Source organism: Acidovorax sp. 22279 (assembly GCF_052045435.1).
Classification (GTDB): Bacteria; Pseudomonadota; Gammaproteobacteria; order Burkholderiales; family Burkholderiaceae_C; genus Acidovorax; species Acidovorax delafieldii.
In genome coordinates, this window is the sequence record NZ_JBQEOV010000019.1 from 96,239 (window position 1) to 114,601 (window position 18,363).

14 protein-coding genes and 3 tRNA genes are annotated in these 18,363 nt (G+C 64.2%); 4 read left to right on the plus strand and 13 right to left on the minus strand.

Translation table 11 applies throughout. The features are described from left to right. Positions 1 to 2 precede the first annotated feature (2 nt). The gene (locus tag ACTJKQ_RS21380; RefSeq protein WP_146871936.1) at positions 3 to 866 is read left to right on the plus strand and encodes a TIGR00730 family Rossman fold protein; all 864 of its coding nucleotides are present in this window, start codon (positions 3 to 5) and stop codon (positions 864 to 866) included. A gap of 57 nt (positions 867 to 923) precedes the next feature. Here the strand turns inward: ACTJKQ_RS21380 and ACTJKQ_RS21385 are convergent, their stop codons facing one another. The 9 genes from ACTJKQ_RS21385 to ACTJKQ_RS21425 form a co-directional block, all read right to left on the minus strand. Further along, positions 924 to 1,898, minus strand: a complete 975-nt coding sequence (locus ACTJKQ_RS21385; RefSeq protein WP_260667300.1) for a FecR family protein — start codon at positions 1,896 to 1,898, stop codon at positions 924 to 926. 47 nt (positions 1,899 to 1,945) lie between these two features. After that, on the minus strand, positions 1,946 to 3,283 hold the full coding sequence (locus ACTJKQ_RS21390; protein WP_440597995.1) for a surface lipoprotein assembly modifier: 1,338 nt from the start codon (positions 3,281 to 3,283) through the stop codon (positions 1,946 to 1,948). A 50-nt stretch (positions 3,284 to 3,333) separates the two neighbouring features. Next, a complete protein-coding gene (locus ACTJKQ_RS21395; protein WP_440597996.1) occupies positions 3,334 to 4,524 on the minus strand; it encodes an MFS transporter in 1,191 nt (396 codons plus the stop codon). Further along, entirely contained in the window at positions 4,521 to 6,068 is a 1,548-nt protein-coding gene (gene rmuC, locus ACTJKQ_RS21400) for a DNA recombination protein RmuC (protein WP_440597997.1), read from the minus strand. The genes ACTJKQ_RS21395 and rmuC overlap by 4 nt, the downstream gene beginning before the upstream one ends. 75 nt (positions 6,069 to 6,143) lie before the next feature. Beyond that, on the minus strand, positions 6,144 to 7,127 hold the full coding sequence (locus tag ACTJKQ_RS21405) for a 2-hydroxyacid dehydrogenase (RefSeq protein ID WP_440597998.1): 984 nt from the start codon (positions 7,125 to 7,127) through the stop codon (positions 6,144 to 6,146). Between the two features lie 175 nt (positions 7,128 to 7,302). Continuing rightward, entirely contained in the window at positions 7,303 to 8,715 is a 1,413-nt protein-coding gene (locus tag ACTJKQ_RS21410) for a sodium:proton antiporter (protein ID WP_056746386.1), read from the minus strand. A gap of 66 nt (positions 8,716 to 8,781) precedes the next feature. Further along, the gene (gene pncB / locus ACTJKQ_RS21415; RefSeq protein WP_056063706.1) at positions 8,782 to 10,002 is read right to left on the minus strand and encodes a nicotinate phosphoribosyltransferase; all 1,221 of its coding nucleotides are present in this window, start codon (positions 10,000 to 10,002) and stop codon (positions 8,782 to 8,784) included. A gap of 252 nt (positions 10,003 to 10,254) precedes the next feature. Further along, positions 10,255 to 10,737, minus strand: coding sequence for an acyl-CoA thioesterase (locus tag ACTJKQ_RS21420; RefSeq protein WP_192421910.1), 483 nt, complete (start codon positions 10,735 to 10,737; stop codon positions 10,255 to 10,257). Next, a complete protein-coding gene (locus tag ACTJKQ_RS21425; protein ID WP_309824596.1) occupies positions 10,734 to 11,666 on the minus strand; it encodes a histone deacetylase family protein in 933 nt (310 codons plus the stop codon). Before ACTJKQ_RS21425 ends, ACTJKQ_RS21420 begins: the two co-directional genes overlap by 4 nt. Positions 11,667 to 11,864: 198 nt before the next feature. Between ACTJKQ_RS21425 and ACTJKQ_RS21430 the strand changes: the two genes are divergently transcribed. The 3 genes from ACTJKQ_RS21430 to ACTJKQ_RS21440 all read left to right on the plus strand — a co-directional run bounded on the left by ACTJKQ_RS21430 (position 11,865) and on the right by ACTJKQ_RS21440 (position 14,727). Then, positions 11,865 to 12,413 carry a phasin family protein gene (locus ACTJKQ_RS21430; RefSeq protein ID WP_056063715.1) on the plus strand — a complete coding sequence of 183 codons (549 nt, stop codon included), beginning with the start codon at positions 11,865 to 11,867 and terminating at the stop codon, positions 12,411 to 12,413. A gap of 382 nt (positions 12,414 to 12,795) precedes the next feature. Next, positions 12,796 to 13,848, plus strand: coding sequence for an extracellular solute-binding protein (locus ACTJKQ_RS21435; protein WP_056746389.1), 1,053 nt, complete (start codon positions 12,796 to 12,798; stop codon positions 13,846 to 13,848). Between the two features lie 120 nt (positions 13,849 to 13,968). Then, positions 13,969 to 14,727, plus strand: coding sequence for a 3-hydroxyacyl-CoA dehydrogenase (locus tag ACTJKQ_RS21440; protein ID WP_015014461.1), 759 nt, complete (start codon positions 13,969 to 13,971; stop codon positions 14,725 to 14,727). Between the two features lie 229 nt (positions 14,728 to 14,956). Here the strand turns inward: ACTJKQ_RS21440 and ACTJKQ_RS21445 are convergent, their stop codons facing one another. From ACTJKQ_RS21445 to ACTJKQ_RS21460, 4 genes are all read right to left on the minus strand, one after another. Further along, positions 14,957 to 17,839 (minus strand): bifunctional diguanylate cyclase/phosphodiesterase, encoded by a 2,883-nt coding sequence (locus ACTJKQ_RS21445; protein WP_440597999.1) that lies wholly within the window; start codon positions 17,837 to 17,839, stop codon positions 14,957 to 14,959. 209 nt (positions 17,840 to 18,048) lie between these two features. Further along, positions 18,049 to 18,125, minus strand: a tRNA-Asp gene (locus ACTJKQ_RS21450). Between the two features lie 53 nt (positions 18,126 to 18,178). Then, a tRNA-Glu gene (locus ACTJKQ_RS21455) sits at positions 18,179 to 18,254 on the minus strand. A gap of 32 nt (positions 18,255 to 18,286) precedes the next feature. Next, positions 18,287 to 18,362: transfer RNA gene (locus ACTJKQ_RS21460), tRNA-Ala, on the minus strand. Position 18,363: the final 1 nt, after the last annotated feature.

Below are 18,363 nucleotides of genomic sequence, written 5' to 3' on the forward strand. Positions count from 1 at the left end.
TCATGGAATCCAACACCCAACTCAACGAACGCCGCCTGGCCGATGCCTGGGCCGAGCTGCACAACCACGCCCACAACGGCAACCCCCTGCAGGCCGATGCCAACCGCATGGCCTTTGCCGACCCGGAATTCATGTTCCGCCGCGAAACCCGGGGCATCCGCTTTCAGCTCGAAATGCTCAAGCCCGACCTGGGCCAGGCCGAACAAGGCATTGAAAGCACCGTGGTGGTGTATGGCAGCGCGCGCTTCGTCGCACCCGACGAAGCCGCAGCACAGCTGGCCGAGGCCGAAGCCAGTGGCGACGCCGAACGCGTGCGCCGCGCGCGCCTGGCCGTGCGCAACGCGGGCTATTACGACCTGGCCCGCCAGTTCGCCAAGCTGGTTGCCGACTACAGCGAACGCCAGCGCCCTGCCGACCGCATCTATATCTGCACCGGCGGCGGCCCAGGCATCATGGAGGCCGCCAACCGGGGCGCCCATGATGCGGGTGCACTGAACGTGGGCCTGAACATCGCGCTGCCCCACGAGCAAAGCGGCAACCGCTTCATCTCGCCTTCGCTGTCCTTCAAGTTCCACTACTTCGCGCTGCGCAAGATGCATTTCATGATGCGTGCTAAGGCACTCGTGGCCTTCCCCGGCGGCTTTGGCACGCTGGACGAGCTGTTTGAAGTGCTGACCCTCGTCCAGACCAAAAAGGCCAAGCCTGTACCCATCGTGCTGTTCGGCACCAACTACTGGAAGCGCCTCATCAACTTCGACGTGCTGGTGGAAGAAGGCACCATCTCTGCGCAGGACCTCAACCTGTTTCACTACACCGATGACCCTCAGGAGGCCTGGGACCTGATCCGGGCGTTTTACAAGCTCTGAAAGTTAACCCTCCACCGACGCACGCGCGTGTCGGTGGAGTGTTGAGGCCTCTTTCTGCTACCTGATGACAGGCGGTGGCGGCGGAGGTGGCGGGCGCAGAATGATCGGCAGGACCGGGATGAACACGATAGGCGGCCGCACTGTCGGCGGCGGTGGCGCCGTCGTGGCAGGCGGCGGTGCCGTTGTCACCGGCGGTGCCGTAGGCCGCGTGGGTGGCGGTGGCGTAGTCGGTGTCGGGGCGGGCGGCGCTGGAGTACCCGGCTGTGGTGTACCCGTGGGAGGTGGTGGGGGCACGGGCACGGGCGCTGGGGGCGGCGCGGTCTCTGGCGGCGGTGGAACGGGCACAGGGACCGGCGCCGGAACGATGTAGACAAAGGCGCGGCGCCCCTGCACATCCAGCTGGTCGCCCGCCAGTAAGGGTGTCTGAACCTGGGGCACCGGCAACAACGCACGGGTATGGGTATAGACAGGCAAGTCCTGGTCTGAGACCACCAGCACGGCCTCGCCCGCCGTCACACCCACACAACCCGCCTGGGTGCAGACCTCGATCTCGTCCTGCTCCCCTGAGACGAACACCTGGCCGTTGGCATCGATGGCGAGTAAGAAAGCGGAACCCCGGATGCCCACCACCGCCGTCGGTGTGACCACCTTGTAGTTGGCGGGATTGCGTTTGCCGATGAGCCCCGTGAGGGCGCGCATCCCCCCCCGCAGCAGGTTCACCACAAAGTGGTCTTCGCCCGCTCCTGCACCGTCGGCATATCGGGTGACGGTGAATTGCGAGTCTGGGTACAAGGCCACCAGCCCCCCGTCGGAGAACCGTATCTGTGCCCTTCCTTCGGTGCCGGTGAGCACCACATCTCCACCATCGAGTTCGGCACCTTTGGACAAGCGGGACAAGGTCTCGCCCCGCCGCAGCTGCACGTCTCCAGCCGCGAACTGCACCAGCCCCGCAGCGGCCAGCCCGGTCAGGGGCCAGGCCGCCACCATGCCCATCAGCAGCGCCAGCCGCGCGTATTTTTGGTCTGACGTCATAGACAACTCCCAGGTGCATCGGCACAGGACCAGCCATGTAACAGCATTCAGAACTCCCGGCGCACGGTGATGGAGAACACCCGGCGCTCATAGTCGGTGATGGGCAGCGTGGATGCGTTGCGCGTTAACGACCATTGCGGCGTGACCCGCCACCCAGGCGATGGAGTCCAGTTCAGCCCCAGAGCCACCTGGGCCTGCCGGTCGATACGGGTGACCGCGAAAAACGGGTCCTGCCCGCCGTAGCGCCGGTGTTCCCAGTCCGCACTGGCAAACACCGACCACTGAGGCGCCAGGGGCCACTGCCCTCCGGCACGCAGGCCCCACAACCGGTGGCCCAGCGCGTCAGCACCACTGGCCTGCGCGCGCTCCTGACCACCATACACGCCCCCATAGGCCGATGAGCCATTGCGAAACAGATGGGAGTACGAGGTGCCCACCACGCTGCGGCGCACATTGCGCAAGGCCTGGTCGGGGTAACGCACGTCGAGCACCTGCACAAAGCTGCCCCACTGGCGAAAACCGTCTATGCGGTAAATCCATTCACCCAGCACCCCGCCCATGGTGCGCAGCCGCGTGCCGTCCAGCGCGTAGTAAGACCCTTGGCCAGACGCAATCAGCTCATGGCGCTCGGCCCGCCATGCCAAGCCCAGGGTGCCATCCAGTGCTGTGTGGTCGAACCGGTCTGCGTTGCCCCCGTAGTGCCGGGCAGCCCCCACGGCTGTGCCCACCACCGACCAGCGCGAATTGAGTACCGCCCGCCCCCGCAGCCCCGCTTGCGCCACCACATAGTTGCCCGAGGTCGCCAGGGCCTCGGGCAGCAGCGCCCACGCCGGCGTGCCAGGCACTGGAGACTGCAGTTCGCTCACCACGGGCGCTGCATTGGCATTGGAGTCATGGCCGACGCCCAACTCCACGTAGCCCTTGAGCGAAGAGCGCCCTCCGGCATCCAGGCGATCGTAGGAATACAGAAACTGATCCAGCGTGTGCCCGGCATCCACCGGAATGAGTGCGGCCTGCACCGGCGCGGGCAAGGCCATCACGCCCCGGCGGTCGCCCACAGCCTGCAAGGATTGCCCGAGCGCTACCTGGGCCTCCGTGCTGCCGGGTTGAGCAGCCAGCCAGCGCTCTCGCGCCATGATGGCGCGCGTGTATTGCCCGGCGGCATGCGCAGCATCGCCCATGGCGGCATCAAACACGGGGTCGCCAGCGCGCTGGGCCTCCTGCGCATCCAGCAAGCGGAACGCCTGAAGTGCCTGACCCTGCTGAACCAGCGCCAACGCTTGCTGTACCAGGTCATCAGCCCGCGCCACGCATGACAGACTGCCTCCCCAGGCCAGAACCGCGCACCATGGCAACACGCGCCGTGACCAAATTCGCAGGTACATGAACGCCCCCTCTCGAAACCCGCTGCCGGGTGGGGACAATTTACACCTGTTTACCCTTTTTGGGGGGACTCTGCGGAGTGGTTTTCGCCCATACGCCACGCCATCCGTGCACCGGCCCCCACGGCGCAGCCCACCACCCAGAACAGCCCTCCCACCCCAATCACGGCCCCCGCAGAGCCAAAAAGCATGGGCATGAGCACGCTGGATGCGTTGATGGCCATGAGCCGCAGGCCCAGCGCCTCGCCATGGCGGGCCGGCGGCGTGATCTGGTGCAGCAGGCTCATCACCATGGGCTGCACCGAGCCCAGTGCAAACCCGAGCAGCACCGAACACGCGCCCATCGCCAGCGCGCTGTGCAGCAGCGGGTAGACGCCAAACAGTACGGCCGTAGCGACCATGGCGCCCGCCACCACCACCCGTTCGCGCAGGCGCTCTGCCACGATGGGCATGAGCACGCGGATGACGGCAGCGGCAATCGCAAACGCCCCCAGGATGGAGCCAATGACGGACGCAGACAGGCCCCGCTCGTGCCCCAGCAGCGGGACCACGAAGGTGTGCACGTCCCAGCACGAGGACAAGATCCAGTTGACCAGCAGCAAGCGGCGAAACGGAGGTTCGTTCATCAGGTCCCACGCGCGCTGCGGGGGGCCGCCCGCGGCGGCAATCACGGGCGGTAGCTCTACCGTGTCTCGCACCCAGAACCAGGTGAGCAGGGGCAACACCGCCATCAGGGCAAAGGCGGCGCGATAGCCCTCGGTACTGCCCGCAGCACTGCCCGCGTTGTCGATCATGAGCCCCGCGCAGAAAGGCCCGATGAAGTTGGACACCGCAGGCCCGATGGCCAGCCAGCTGAACACCTGCTTGAGCTGCGTGGCGTCGTGCGCAGCGCGCCCCACATGGCGCTGCAGTGCAATGGTGGCGGCCCCGGTGGCGCCACCGGTCATCAACGCAGCCACACACAACACCGGAAAGACGGGGAACACCAGCGCCAGCGCAGCCCCTGCCGATGCAAGGGCCACAGCGTAGCCCACGGGGCGCTTCAAGCCGTGCCGGTCCGCATAGCGCCCTGCGGGCAAGGCCAGAAAAACCTGCGTGAGTGCGAACAATGCCAGCAACACCCCCACGGCTGCTGCACTGTGGCCCTCGCGCAGCGCCAGCAGTGGCGCCGCCAGTCGCATGCCTGCCATGCAGGCGTGCACGCAGATCTGCCCCGCAATCAGGCGCGCCAGGGCCCAGTTCACGGCAGGTCGTCCTCGGAATCCAAACCAGGCAATGCCGATGGACTGGCCCCTGCCAGCGGCACGGCTGTGTCGGGCGCAGGCAGGTCCTGCACATCCCGCAGCTTGCGCTGGATGGCACGGGTGCGCACACCCACCTCGTCAAACTTCTTGGCGGCGGCGTCAATGGACTTTTTGGTGGCCTCGACCACGTCGCCAAACTTGGCGAACTCGGTCTTGACCATGCCCAAGAGGCTCCACACCTCGGACGAGCGCTTTTCGATCGCCAGTGTCTTGAAGCCCATTTGCAGGCTGTTGAGCATGGCGGCCAGGTTGGCCGGGCCGGTGATCATCACGCGGCACTCGTTCTGCACCGCTTCGACCAGGCCGGGGCGGCGCATCACCTCGGCAAACAGGCCCTCGGTGGGCAGGTAGAGCACGGCGAAGTCGGTGGTGTGTGGGGGCGACACATACTTGGCAAAGATTTTCTTGGCCTCCAGCTTGATCGACGTCTCGAACGCATTGCCTGCCGACTGAATGGCTGCCTTGTCCGCCGCGTCCTGCGCGTCCAGCAGGCGCTGGTACTGCTCCACGGGGTACTTGGAGTCGATGGGCAGCCACACGGGGTGATCGTCGCTCTTGCCGGGCAGGCGGATCGCAAACTCCACCAGCTCATCGCTGCCCGGCACGGTCTTGACGTTGCGCGCGAACTGGTCGGGCGTGAGCACGTTATCGATGATGGCGCCCAGCTGCATTTCGCCCCAGGTGCCGCGCGACTTCACGTTGGTCATCACGCGCTTCAAGTCGCCCACGCTGCCCGCCAGGGTCTGCATTTCGCCCAGGCCCTTGTGCACTTGTTCGAGCCGGTCGCTCACCAGCTTGAACGATTCGCCAAGGCGCTGCTCCAGCGTGGCATGCAGCTTTTCGTCCACCGTGCGGCGCATTTCTTCGAGCTTGGTGGCGTTGTCGGCCTGAATGGCGGCCAGGCGCTCGTTGAGCGCGGTGCGCAGCTGCTCGGCGTTGTGCTGGCTGCCCTGCACCAGCCCGGTGAGCTGCTGTGACACGGCGTCTTGCAGCACCGCAAACTGGTTCTTGATCTGAAAGCCGTTGGCTTCGAGCTGGTCCTTGAGCGCTTGCGACATCACTCCCAGCTGCGACTGGGTATCCCCCTTGAGCGAATCGAGCGTGAGGCGTGTGGCCGCATCCAGTGCTGTGAGGCGCTGCTCCAGCCGCGCCTCGAATACGCCAAAGGCAGCCAACAGCTCGGCGCGGCCGTTGCGGGATTCGGCCACGGCCTGGGCCAGGCGCTCGTCCACGGCGTGGCGCAGTGTCTCCAGCGTGGACTGCGTGGTCTGGGTAAAGCCACGCAGCTGCTGGCCCATGCCGTCCAGCGCGCCGTCATTCTTGGCCACCGCAATCTGCGTCGCCTGTGTGGTTTGCTCCAGCGACTGCAGGCGTGCCAGCCACTCGGGCGGCAGGTCCACGCGGGGACGGCGCAGCAACAGCACCACCAGAAGGAGCAGCGCCAGTGCCAGCGCCGCCAAGAGAACAAGTGTGTCAGTGGCCAAGGTTTACTATATTTTTGATAGCTATCAGCGCATGATTGACTAGCGCATCCGGTCGATTGGACCCAAAATCCCGCATCAACGCAGGGTGGCGGGCTGATTCACCGGCGTGAGCGGCCCCCGCCCGTCAAAGAAGGCAATCAGGTTATCCGCCGCCAGGTTGGCCATGGCGCGCCGGGTGGGCACGGTGGCGCTGGCAATGTGCGGGGTGAGCACCACGTTGGGCACGGTCAGCAGATCGGGGTGCACGCTGGGTTCGCCTTCAAACACATCCAGCCCCGCCGCCGCAATGCGACGCTCGCGCAGGGCCACAGCCAGCGCAGCGTCGTCCACGATGCCGCCACGCGCAATGTTGACGAGCGTGGCCGTGGGCTTCATCAGCGCCAGCTCGGCCGCGCCGATGGTGTGGTGCGACGCGGGCGTGTAGGGCACCACCAGCACCACATGGTCTGCGATGCGCAGCAACTCGTCCTTGCCCACGTAGGTGGCCTTGCATTCGGCCTCCAGCTCGGCCGACAGGCGCGAACGGTTGTGGTAGACCACCTTCATGCCAAAACCATGCGCCCCGCGCTTGGCAATGCCCTGCCCGATGCGGCCCATGCCGATGATGCCCAGCGTGCTGCCGTGGATGTCGCTGCCCGCGAACATGTCGTAGCTCCAATTGGTCCACTTTCCGGCACGCAGGTAATGCTCGCTCTCGGTCATGCGGCGGGCCGTGGCCATCAGCAATGCAAAGCCGAAGTCGGCGGTGGTCTCGGTCAGCACATCGGGCGTGTTGGTGCCCAACACACCCGCGGCGGTCATGGCATCCACGTCAAAGTTGTTATAGCCCACGGCCATGTTGGCGCAGACCTTGAGGCGCGGCGCAGCGGCCAGCAGTGTGGCATCTATGCGCTGGCTGCCGGTGGTCAGCACCCCGTCCTTGTCGGCCAGGCGCGCAGCCAACTCTTGCGGGGTCCAGATCACGTCGTCGGGGTTGTCTTCCACATCAAAATGCTGGCGCAGGCGGTCCACGATGTCAGGAAAGATCGCGCGGGCGACCAGGATGCGGGGTTTGCTCATAAGTCTTCAATCTCCAAACTATTCGCAACGCACGTCGGCCTATGAAACTGGCGTGGTCCAAGCCAGTGGCCGCCGAGCAAAGGCCGCCCTGCAGCGAGGGCGGCGTCCCCCTTCCCGCAGCGCGCAGCGGTGCGAGAGAAGGGGGAAGCGGCGCAGCCGCTCAGGGGGATGTTCACTATCTAAACCAGATGAAAGTCATGACGATAAAGAGCGGCACCAGAATGCCCCCCGACCACAGCATGTAGCCGAAGAAGCTTGGCATCTTCACGCCGCGGTCTTCGGCAATGGCCTTGACCATCATGTTGGGCGCGTTGCCGATGTAGCTGTTGGCACCCATGAACACCGAGCCCGCTGAGATGGCGGCCAGCGTGGGGGCCAGGGTGGTCATCAGCACGGCCGGGTCGCCCCCGGCGGTGTTGAAGAAGACCAGGTAGGTCGGTGCGTTGTCAAGGAAGGAGCTGAGCAGCCCGGACGCCCAGAAGTACATGGCCGGGTCGGGTGTGCCGTCCGGCCGCGTGACGGCGGACACCACGGCACCAAAGGGGCCATTGACGCCCGCCTTGAGCATCGCGATCACCGGGATGATGGTGAGGAAGATGCCCGCAAACAGCTTGGCCACTTCCTGCATGGGGCCCCAGCTGAACTGGTTGTCTTCATGCACCTGCTTGGGCGTGATGCGCAGGGACACCAGCGCCACGATGATCAGGCCCACGTCCCGCACGATGCCGGGCAGCCCCACCTCGGCCCCGGCGATGGTGAACGCCACCTGCGACTTCCAAAGGCCACTCAGCAGCACCAGCGCCACCACCACACCCAGCAGCGCAAAGTTGGCCTTGCCGTCAAAGCCGATGGCTTTGGTGTCGGGCGTGGGGTCGGCCCTGAGCACCTCTTCGCGCCGGTGGTAGTACCAGGAATCCATCACGAAAAAGATAGCCAGCAGCGAGCCCACCAGAAACAGGGTCTCGGGGAAAATGTGGCTCACCGTCCAGAAGAAGTCCACCCCCTTCAGGAAGCCCAGGAACAGCGGTGGGTCACCCAAGGGCGTGAGAGAGCCCCCGGCGTTGGACACGATGAAGATGAAAAACACCACCACATGCGCTGTGTGCTTGCGGTTGTCATTGGCGCGGATCAACGGGCGGATGAGCAGCATCGACGCCCCCGTGGTGCCCATGACGCTGGCGAGCACCGCGCCAATAGCGAGGATGGCCGTGTTGAGCGCCGGGCTGCCATGCAGGTTGCCCCTGATGTAGATGCCCCCCGCCACGGTGAACAGCGCGGTGAGCAGGATGACGAACGGAATGTATTCGGCCACCAGCGCATGCACAAAACTCGCGCCCGCCGCGCCCGGGCCAAACACCAGCGCAAACGGCACCAGAAAAGCCAGCGCCCAACCGGCTGCGACCTTACCAAAGTGGTGGTGCCAGAAGATGGGCGCCAACAGCGGCATCAAGGCAATCGACAGCAGAATGCCGGCAAAGGGCACGCCCCACAGCACTGACAACGCGCTGCCATCAATATCGGCCGCCAGTGCCAGACCCGGCAACGCCGCCAGTAGGCCGGCCACTGCCAGCCCGCGCGAAAATTTCATGGTTGTTGTCTCCGTCTCATTGCTAAAAATCAGGGGACGCAGGGCCATGGCACCTGCGGGGCACGGTCACACCGGCGAAGGGATATCAAACACCTGGCGCAGGTAGGCCAGGTACTTCTCGTCATCACACATGCCCTTACCCGGCGTGTCCGACAGCTTGGCCACAGGCTGGTCATTGCAGCGCGTCATCTTGATGACGACCTGCAAGGGCTCGTGGGCAGGCGGGCTGCCGAGGTCATTGGTCAGGTTGGTGCCGATACCAAACGCGAGCTGGCAGCGACCCCGGAACTGCTGGTACAGCTCGATGGTGCGCGGGATGGTGAGCGCATCGCTGAAGATCAGCGTCTTGGTCAGCGGGTCCACGCGGTTCTTCCGGTAGTGGTCCAGCAAGCGTTCACCCCAGGCAAACGGGTCGCCGCTGTCATGGCGGGCACCGTCGAACAGCTTGCAAAAGTACAGGTCGAAGTCACGCAGGAAGGCACTCATGCCGTACACGTCCGACAGCGCAATGCCCAGGTCACCCCGGTATTCCTTGGCCCACATCTCGAAGCCAAACACCTGGCTGTCACGCAGCCGCGGGCCCAGCGCCTGGCAGGCCTGCAAATATTCGTGCGCCATGGTGCCCAGGGGGGTCACGCCCAGCTTCATCGCGTACAGCACGTTGCTGGTGCCTGCGAACTGCCCGGGGCCTGCGGGTGCACCTGGGCGGCGGTCCCCGGTACCGAGGCGTGCCACCAGCACGCGCAGCACTTCCTCGTGCCAGGCGCGCGAGAAGCGGCGGCGGGTGCCGTAGTCGGCGATCTTGAGGTCGGACAGGCCCTCGCCCTGCAGCAGCGCAATCTTGGCGTCGAGACGGCGGCGGCCTTCCGGAAAGTCGGGCACCTTCTGCGTGTTGCGAAAGTACACCTCGTTGATGATGGCCAGCACCGGGATCTCGAACAGGATCGTGTGCAGCCAGGGCCCGCGAATGGTGATGTCGATTTCACCGTTGTGCTGGGGCACGACGGTGATGTACTTTTCGTTGAGCTTGAACAGGCCCAGAAAGTCCACGAAGTCGCTTTTGATGAATCGCAGCGATCGCAGGTAGGCCAGCTCGGCATCCTGAAACTGCAGGCTGCACAACGAACGGATCTCGTCGCGGATCTCGTTGGCAAACGGTGCCAGCTGCACGCCGGGGTTGCGGCACTTGAACTTGTACTCGACCTGCGCCCCGGGAAACTGATGCAGCACCACCTGCATCATGGTGAACTTGTACAGGTCGGTGTCGAGCAGGCTGGTGATGATCATGGACAGGGCACGCCTCAGAAACCGCGCACGCTGGGCACGCGATGCTCCGGCCGCAGACCGGACAATAAAGCCGCAAAGTGTAGGCCATCACGGCGCCCGGTGCGCGGCACTGCTGGCGGCGTCAGCCAGTGTTCAGCCGCCGCTGTGCATTCAAGCTGTTCAGGGCCCAGGCGCACATTGCAGCTGCGCCTGACGCTATCAAATCAGTAGCTACGGTTTGCAGCCACTGATCAGCCGCCAATCAACGACCCGTCAACCGGGCATGACCAGCGCCTGCAGCACGTTGCGCAATGCGTCTGGCACGGCCACCGGGCGGCGGGTTTCGCGGTCCACGTACACATGGATGAAGTGCCCCGCCGCCGCCGTCAGCGGCTCGCCCTGCGCAAACAGGCCCACCTCGTAACGCACACTGGAGCCGCCCAGCCGTGCCACGCGGATGCCCGCCTCCACCGTCTGCGGGAACGCCAGCGGCGCGAAGTAATTGCATTGGGTCTCGATGACCAGGCCGATGGTCTGGCCCGCATGGATGTCCAGCACGCCCTGGTCGATCAGGTGGGCGTTCACCGCCGTGTCAAACCAGCTGTAGTACACGACGTTGTTCACATGGCCATACACATCGTTGTCGGCCCAGCGTGTGGTGATGGGGCGGAACACGGGGTAGGCGCTGCGCGGCTGCGGAGCCGGGCGGACCGGTGCGGAAGAAGCGACGGGAGAGGGGCTGGCGGCAGAGGTCATGGCCGCACATTCTGCCAGCGCTGGTGGTACTGCCAGGCCACGCGCCAGGTGGTGAGCTGCGCCTGCAGTGTGTCCTCCAGGTCGTTGCCGTAGCCGCCCGCCATCACGAACACCGTGGGAATGCGCCGCTGCCAGGCCCAGTCAAACACCCGCCGGTCGCGTGCCTCCAGCCCGTCGTGCGTGACGGCGAGACGCCCCAGTCGGTCGCCCACATGGGGGTCCGCCCCCGCCAGATAGAACACCAGATCCGGCTTGCAGCGATGGTCCAGCGTCTCCAGAGCTTGGTCCAGCGCGTGCATGTACTCATCATCAGCACACCCATCGGGCAATTCCACATCCAGGTCGCTTGGCTCCTTGCGAAAAGGAAAGTTGCGTGCACCATGCAGCGACAGGGTGAACACGCTGTCGTCTCCCTGAAAGATGTGGGCCGTGCCATTGCCCTGGTGCACATCCAGGTCGATCACCGCCACCTGCAGCGGCCAGCCCGATCCATCGTTCAGGTGATCGGCCTGTGCCTGCCGGGCAGCCACCGCCACATCGTTGAACACACAAAAGCCACTGCCCTTGTCGGCATACGAGTGGTGGGTGCCACCAGCCAGGTTGCCAGCCACACCCTCGCGCCAAGCGGCGCGGGTGGCCGCCAGAGTAGCGCCCACCGAGCGGCGAGCGCGCTCTGCCATGGCAGGACTCCAGGGAAACCCGATCTCCCGCAGTGCGGCGGGAGCCAGCGTGCCCTGGGCGATGGCGTCGATGTACTGCGGGCTGTGCACCCGCACCAGTGCCTCATCCGATGCTGGCAGGGCTTCTTTCAACAGCACGTCAGGCAGGTGCTGGGCGATCCGGTCGCGCAGCATGCGGTACTTGACCATGGGGAAGCGGTGGCCTTCGGGCAAAGGCAACACGAAGTGGTCGGCGTAGTAGGCGTGCATGACGCAATTGTGGCAAGCCGGGGATTTCTGGGTGATCGTGTCTAATTTGCTGCGGTGCAACAAAAAGCCCTTGCAATAGCGCTGCAAGTCCCTAAAATTCAACCCATGCTGCACTGCAACATGACCAACAGGTCAAGGTCAGCGCAGATGTCTGTGAACCACCCGGCCCCCTGGGCCCTCATTTTTAGGAGATATGACATGTCGCTGACCGCAGAACAAATCCTGGCATCCCACAAGGCCAACATCGAAACCCTGTTTGGCTTGACCACCAAGGCTTTCGAAGGCGTGGAAAAGCTGGTCGAACTGAACGTGACCGCTTCGCGCGCTGCCCTGTCCGAAGCCGCCAACCACACGCAAGCCGTGCTGGGCGTGAAGGACGCACAAGAACTGTTGGCCCTGCAAGCTGGCCTGTTCCAGCCCCTGGCTGAAAAGACCGCCGCTTACAGCCGCCACCTGTACGACATCGCTTCGGGCACGGGCGCTGAGTTCGGCAAGGCTTTCGAAGCCCAGGCCACCGACGCACAGAAGGCCTTCACCAACCTGGTGGACAGCGCCGCCAAGAACGCCCCCGCCGGTTCCGAAACCGCTGTGGCCGTGATGAAGAGCGCCGTGTCTGCCGCCAACAACGCGTTTGAGTCGGTACAAAAGGCTGTGAAGCAAGCGTCTGATGTGGCTGAAGCCAACTTCAACGCCGTGGCCAACACCGCTGCCAACGCTGCCAAGACGGCCGCTCCCCGCAAGCGTTAATCGCCCTACCTGCGGTCTGGAGTGCAACCTCTAGGCCGTGTTCAGGGAATACCCTGATAATTCAACCCATGCGCTGCTGACCTTGTCTACAGCGCCTCAGTTGTCTCCTTGGATCCTCTCGAAACCCCCGTTTCAAGGATCCTTTTAAAGCCCGGTTTTACGACCGGGCTTTTTTTTGGCCTGACCACCCACAGGCCGCAAGCGTGGGAACGGGCCCGCGCGGCGAACCGATCTTTTTACGGTGGTCCGGCATCCACGGCATGCGGCCCTTGCGCCACCTCAAACCCGGACCCGAAATCCGGCCTTTGCGCAAGACATTGATCAAGAATAATTCGCGTTTGCTTTATCATTGACGCAGTTTCAACCCCGAAAGACGCAACCCATGTCGAAGACTGTGAAAGCCTTGCTGAGCGCTTGTGCCCTGGCCGCCGCTGCAGGCGCCGTGCACGCCCAGGAACAAGTGGTCAACCTCTACTCGGCCCGCCACTACTCCACCGACGAAGCGCTGTACACCGGCTTTACCAAGGCCACGGGCATCAAGATCAACCGCGTGGACGCGGACGATGCCGGTATCCTGGCCCGGCTGAAGGCCGAAGGCACCGCCTCGCCCGCCGACGTGATCCTGCTGGTGGACGCAGCCCGCCTGTACAAGGGCGAGGTCGATGGCCTGTTTCAGCCCATCCAGTCCAAGGTACTGAACGATGCCATCCCCGCTAATCTGCGCAGCCAGCCGGCAGCGGACGGCGGCATCTCGTGGTTTGGCCTGTCCACCCGCGCGCGCGTCATCGTCTACAACAAGGTCAAGATGCAGAAGGCCGATGTGGACACCTACGAAGAACTGGGTGACCCCAAGAACAAGGGCAAGCTGTGCATCCGCTCCGGCTCGCACCCCTACAACCTGAGCCTGTTCGGCGCTGTCACGGAACACATGGGCGAGCAGAAGGCCGAGGCCTGGCTCAAGGGCATGGTGGCCAACCTGGCCCGCCCACCCAAGGGCGGCGACACCGACCAGATCAAGGCCGTGGCTGCGGGTGAGTGCGACATCGCCGTGACCAACACCTACTACCTGGCGCGCATGATGCGCTCCAACAAGCCCGAAGACGTGGCTGTGGTCAACAAGGTGGGCGTGGTGTTCCCCAACCAGGAATCCTGGGGCACGCACCTGAACATCGCCGGCGGCGCGGTGGCCAAGCACTCCAAGAACCAGGCCAACGCCATCAAGTTCCTTGAATATCTGGCCAGCCCCGAGGCACAAAACTATTTTGCAAACGGCAACAACGAGTGGCCTGCTGCCAAGGGCGTGGCACTGGACAACCCGGCCCTCAAGGCCATGACCGGCGGCAAGCCTTTCAAGAGCGAGACCATCCCGATCAGCGCGGTGGGCGCCAACACGACCAAGGTGCAGCAGATGCTGGACCGCGTGGGCTTCCAGTAAGCTGCCCCTGCCCTCACCCACCACAAGCCCGGCCTGGTCCGGGCTTTTTTTCGCGTTCAGCACGGTGAGGAGATGCGCCATAATTGACGTTTACGTTAACGTCACTTACTGGAGACAACCATGGACATCCAAGGCAAGGTATTCATCGTCACCGGCGGCGCTTCGGGCCTGGGCGAAGGCACAGCACGCATGCTGGCCGCCCAGGGCGGCACCGTGGTCATTGCCGACATGCAGGCAGAAAAAGGCGAAGCCGTGGCCAAGGAAATCGGCGGCGCGTTCGTGAAATGCGATGTGAGCAACGAGGCCGACGGCCAGGCCGTGGTGGCCAAGGCCGTGTCGCTGGGCAAACTGGTGGGCCTGGTGAACTGCGCCGGCATCGCCCCCGCTGAGAAGACGGTGGGCAAGAACGGTGCGCATGCGCTGGCCTTGTTCAGCAAGACCATCACGGTCAACCTGATCGGCAGCTTCAACATGATCCGCCTGGCCGCCGAGGCCATGAGCAAGAACGAGCCGGAATCCACCGGCGAACGTGGCGTGCTGATCTCCACGGCCAGCGTGGCCGCCTACGATGGCCAGATCGGCCAGGCCGCCTACGCAGCCTCCAAGGGCGGCGTGGTCGGCATGACCCTGCCGATTGCCCGTGACCTGGCGCGCAACGGCATCCGCAACATGACCATTGCCCCCGGCATCTTCGGCACCCCCATGCTGTTTGGCATGCCGCAGGAAGTGCAGGACGCGCTGGCCGCGGGCGTGCCCTTCCCCAGCCGCCTGGGCACCCCCCAGGACTACGCCAAGCTGGTGCGCCACATCCTCGAAAACGACATGCTCAATGGCGAGGTGATCCGTCTGGACGGTGCCATTCGCCTGGCACCACGCTGAACTGGGGATTGAGTTAAAGAGGCATGTCTGAATGCTACTCTTTCAATAGCACCTCAGGCATATTCCTCTAGCGCATGGTGCCTGTTTGGCACAAAAAGTCGTCCACAAGGGGCCCGGAAAGGCCGCAGGGCTACTGAGAGCCAAACACTTTGCTGATGCCCACCCCACCGCCGCGCTCACAACGCGGCGGTTTCGTTGTGGCGGTGGCTTACCTCGGTCTCCCGCCTCCTCAACCCAAGACTGCGTGGCCTTGGGTAAGAAGCTCCTCCAAGTCGGCAGCTGGCACGGGACGGCTGAAGTGGTAGCCCTGCCCGGTGTCGCAGCCCAGTCCCCAAAGCACGTCACGCTGCGCAGCCGTCTCCACGCCCTCGGCAATGGTTTCCAGGCCCAGGCTTTGCGCCAGACCGATGATGGCGCGCACGATGTGGGGCGCGCTGGGGTCGTCGCCCAAATGCCGCACAAACGACTGGTCGATCTTGAGCTTGTGTACCTTCAGGCGCTGGATATAGCTGAACGATGAGTACCCAGTCCCAAAGTCGTCAATGGACAGCTGCACACCCAGGTCATACAGCTGCCGCACGATGGCAATCACCTGCTCTGGCGCATCCATGGCGATGCTCTCGGTCAGCTCCAGCTCCAGCATTTGCGACGGCACCCCGCTGTCGGCCAGCGCCCGGCCCACCATGTCCACCAGACCCGGATGGCGAAACTGCACCATCGACAAGTTCACCGCCACCACTAGCTCGGTGTGGCCAGCATCGCGCCATTGCCGGGCCTGGGCCAGCGCAGTGCGCAGCACCCACTCACCGATGCCCAGAATCTGGCCGCTGCTCTCGGCGACCGGTATGAACTCGGCCGGGCTGACGGCGCCCAGCTCGGGGTGGGTCCAGCGCAGCAGGGCCTCCACCCCCACCAGTTGACGGTCCTTCAGCCGGATTTGCGGCTGGTAGTGCAGCGTCAGCTGGCCCTGCACCAGGGCGCTGCGCAGAGCGTTCTCTATGTGCAACACCCTGAGCGACCGTGCCTGCATGTCCGCCGAGAAGAACCGGTAGGTGTCGCGCCCCGACTCTTTGGCGCGGAACATGGCTGCGTCGGCGCGCTGCGCCAGGGTTTCAAAGTTACCACCATCTTCGGGGTACATCGCAATACCGATCGATGACGTGACCACCAGCTCGTGGTGCTCCAGCTTGCAGATGCGGCGCACCTGTGCCTGCAGCTCGTCGGCCACGTGGGCCGCCTGCTGGGCATCGGTGAGCGGCAGCACGATGACAAACTCGTCCCCGCCCTGTCGGGACACCGTGTCCTCGTCGCGCACAACCGACTGCAAGCGGTGCGCAATCTCGATCAGCAACCCATCGCCCACCTGGTGACCCAGCGAGTCGTTCACGTTCTTGAAGTGGTCCAGGTCCAGATACAACAAGGCAAGCTGATGGCCGCTGCGTTGGGTCAGTGCAAGGGCCTGGCTGAAACGGGAGGCGAACATCGTGCGGTTGGGCAAGCCTGTCAGCGCATCAAAGTTGATCAGCTTGCGGATGCGCTCCTCGTCACGCCGACGTTCCGTCACGTCTTCCTGCACGGCCAGGTAGTGGGTGATGCGGCCCTGCTCGTCGTGCAGTGGCGAGATGATGGCGGACTCGTTGTATTCGCCCCCGCCCTTGCGCCGGTTCACGAACTCGCCGCGCCACGGACGGCCTGACGTCAAATGCGCCCACAGGTCGGCATACACGCTGGCTGGCGTGGCCCCTGCGCTGAGCAGGCGCGGGTTGCGGCCTATCGCCTCCTCGGGGCTGTAGCCCGTCGTGGCGGTGAACGCAGGGTTCACATATTCGATGTTGCCATCAGCACCCGCAATGAAGATGGAATTGGGCGCCTGCTCCACGGCATGGCGTAGCTTGCGCAGAGTATCGAGCGTCTGAACGCGCTGCGTGATGTCACGCGACAGCACCACAAAGTGATCGTCCGCTTCATCGTCCATCACCTTGCGCGCCACGGACAGCTCAAACCAGTGCTTGCCATCAGGCAAGTCCAGCGCGTACTGGAAGTCACGGGCCAGGCCCTGTTCAGCCGCCGTATTGATCGCAGCCTGCGCTACCGCTGCGGCCGCTGGGGGCAAGATGTCGTGGATAGAGCGGCCCACCACCTCGCTGGCTGGCATCAGCAACAGCTCGGGCTGGCGCGTATGGATCTGCACGTAGTGGCCATCGCGGGTCACTTCGAACATCAGGTCGGGCACTGCATCCAGCACAGCGCGCATGGCTTTGTCGGACTGCTTGAGCACCCGATATGGCGCCTCGATGGTGCCCACAAAGATGGCACGGTAGAGGTAGTAGTACCCCACCACCTTGTATATGTGGCCCAGCAGATTGAATGGATCGGTAGCGATGATGTAGAACGTGAAAAAGAACTCGCTCAGTGCCATCACCCACACGGCCGCGAAGAGTCTGGCCACATCAAAGGCGGCACGCTCCCGCGCCCAGTGCAGCAGCACGCCCAGCGATGCTGCATACAAGGCCACCACGCAGTACTCGGAGGCGATCTTGAACCGCGTGAGCCCCTGGGCGTCGTAGGTCTGCGGGTACCACTGAGGAAACCAGAACACAACAGCATGAATGGCGGCCACTTCAGCCAATACCAGCGTCAGCACCACAAATCTGCCAGGGCCGGGTGCGGCCGCATCGCCAGGCACGCGCCAGTGCAGCGTCACCGCAGCCAGGAGCGTCAGCGCCCCCAGGTATCTGGCGGGTAGCCAGAAATTGATGCCTTTGGCTACCGAGTTGGGCGTGATGTAGTCGGGCATGCCGGCGAACGACAGCATGTGCGAAAAATCCAGGATCGCCACGCCCAGGAAGCCGCAGGCCAGGATGAGCACGTTGCGCTGCGGATTGAGACTGTGCGCCTTCCACCCCACCGCAAACACCAGGGCAGACACTGCAATGGACAGCGTCTCCAGCACTTGGTGCAACGTGAGGTAATGCCCCACCCGCTGTGGGCTGGCCACCGAAAAATAGACCCACGCTGCGATCACCCCACCGGTTAACAGGGAAAGCACCGGCGCCACGGCTTTGAAGCTGGCCAGGTGCTGTGGGTGGATCTGCAGCCGAATAAGGTTCATGGGCGCTGGATGGATCTGTGAGGACCGCCTGAGCGGTATGGCGGCGCGGCCGGGTACCGACGATTCTTGCACAGGCCCCACCACTTGTAACAGGACGAATCCCAATAGCGGCCCCGCCTCACGCTGCCTGCACAGCCTGCCAGCGCAGGGCGCATTAGAACAAGGCATAAAAAAACCGCCGCAGCCTTGCGACTGCAGCGGTTGATATCTGGCGGAGTGGACGGGACTCGAACCCGCGACCCCCGGCGTGACAGGCCGGTATTCTAACCAACTGAACTACCACTCCTGGCAGGCAGCTTTTCGCTTGTATTTATCAACACAAGCCAAGTGCTACAAACTTGGCGACCCTACGGGGATTCGAACCCCGGTACTCACCGTGAAAGGGTGATGTCCTAGGCCTCTAGACGATAGGGTCAAAACCTTGGAACTAACCATTATCAAGCGACGTGGTGGAGGTAAACGGGATCGAACCGATGACCTCTTGCATGCCATGCAAGCGCTCTCCCAGCTGAGCTATACCCCCA